Source organism: Thioalkalivibrio sp. ALE23 (assembly GCF_000378545.1).
GTDB lineage: Bacteria > Pseudomonadota > Gammaproteobacteria > Ectothiorhodospirales > Ectothiorhodospiraceae > Thioalkalivibrio.
The window spans coordinates 1-1,661 of sequence record NZ_KB900075.1; the positions used below are offsets into that span (position 1 = coordinate 1).

Sequence of the window (1,661 nt, forward strand, 5' to 3'; positions counted from 1 at the left end):
ACGATTGAAAAGGACGAGGGCGAGTACCGGAGCATCCGGTTCAGCGCCCCGAATACCGTCATCAACAGCTTCACGCTGACGACGTGGCCGGGGTATATCGCCATCAGCGGCGACCTGGGCACCTATGTGTTTTGCCGGCTGCCCGATATGTTCGAGTTTTTCCGGCAAGGCGCCCATGGGGACCCCATGACGTTGTCGCTGGGGTATTGGGCGGAGAAGTGTGTTGCCGCCGATTCTCAGCACGGCATCCGTCACTACTCCCCCGAGAAATTCGAGCAGACGGTAATGGAGTTCGTCAGGGAAGCCGGACAGCCGCACGCTCTTATTCGGGCGGTCGAGGATGATCTTTTGCCGTTCGCGGACGAAGGAGAAGCCCGGGCCCGCGATGCGGTCCACAACTTCGAATACCAAGGTAAGGAAATCTTCCCGGATTTCTGGGAAGTGAGCCTTGAGGAGTATTCGGAAGGATTCATCCAGGCCTGCGTGGCGATCATCTGGGGCATTCGTCAGTACGACGCCCAGCGCAGCCAGGCCGCGTAATCCCAACCACCCACCATGCCCGGGGGAGGCCCCGGGCTCTATTTAAGGAGAAACCTCATGTTCTACGAAGACAACAACATGACCACCCTGCCCCTGAACGCCTGGGGCAAGCTGACCCACACCGCCGATGCGGAGGGTCTGGAGCGGATCGAGAACGATCTGAAGATGGCCCAGGGCTTCGGGGATGACCTCGATGCACTGCCCATGGCCGCCCTCGTGCGCAACGAAGACGGCGCCCTGGAGGTGTCCACCCTGCGCGGCGCGCAGATCCTGGACGAACTCGTGAGCGGGTACACCTGCTTCGACGCCGTCTGGGAGCTGGGGTCTCGAGCCGAATGGGAGTTCGAGCGGACTTCCTGGGGCCTGGCGGCCGGCACCGTCCAGACCATCATCCAGGATGATGGGATGGCCCTGTACCGGCCCATGCTGCACGAAGCGGTGGCCCGTCGCGTGCGGGGCTGCAAGGCCTTCGCCGAGCGGGGTCCGCTGAGTGACAGTCTGGATGCCGCCATGGAGTGGCTGGAGGACGTGGCCGATCACGATCTGGTCGACATCGATCCGATTGAGCTGAAGAAGGGTCGCGAAGCGGCGCTTCGGATGTTCATCGGGCAGGACCTGGAACGCGCCCGCCAGCTGGCGGACGTGAACCGGGATGAAGAACCGGCCATGACCGGGATGATGCCTGCCGGTGTCGTCTCGTTGGGCGATCGTGCCCACGCCTGAATGTCATTCAACGTAAACGCCCCTCGGTACAGGACCGAGGGGCCCTTTTAGGAGAAAGCCATGTCCAGGCAGTCACAGAAGGACACGATCACCGTGGGCTTCGGTCGGAAGGAAATTCCGTTGATCATCGCGGCCCTGCGGGCGATTCAAGAAATGTTCCATCAACGCCCCGGGTTCCGGGAACTCTGCGAATGGGAGCTCTTGAGCTTCGGGCAGATCGACGAACTCTGCGAGCGATTCAACTTATCGCCAGAGACCCGCCTGGAGCTCGATCCGATCGAGCGCAGTACGGTCTACTTCGCCCTGCTCATGTGGCAGCAGTGGTCGGCGGGCCATCTTTACAAGGTGACGGTCACCCGGGAAATCCTGGGGGAAGAACCGGACTGGGTGAGCGACCC

3 protein-coding genes are annotated in these 1,661 nt (G+C 62.0%); all 3 read left to right on the forward strand.

The window, feature by feature from the left end; translation table 11 throughout:
• The coding region (locus tag F573_RS15310) for a hypothetical protein (RefSeq protein ID WP_019023097.1) at positions 1-540 on the forward strand (540 nt) is incomplete at its 5' end.
• A gap of 57 nt (positions 541-597) precedes the next feature.
• Entirely contained in the window at positions 598-1,263 is a 666-nt protein-coding gene (locus F573_RS0113905) for a hypothetical protein (RefSeq protein ID WP_019023098.1), read from the forward strand.
• 60 nt (positions 1,264-1,323) lie between these two features.
• Positions 1,324-1,661, forward strand: a 338-nt coding sequence (locus F573_RS0113910) for a hypothetical protein (protein ID WP_051075397.1), incomplete at its 3' end; no start/stop codon positions are given.

Excerpts from the sequence above, each read along its gene's own strand:
- F573_RS0113905 (WP_019023098.1), top strand. The coding sequence starts at position 598 with ATGTTCTACGAAGACAACAACATGACCACCCTGCCCCTGAACGCCTGG.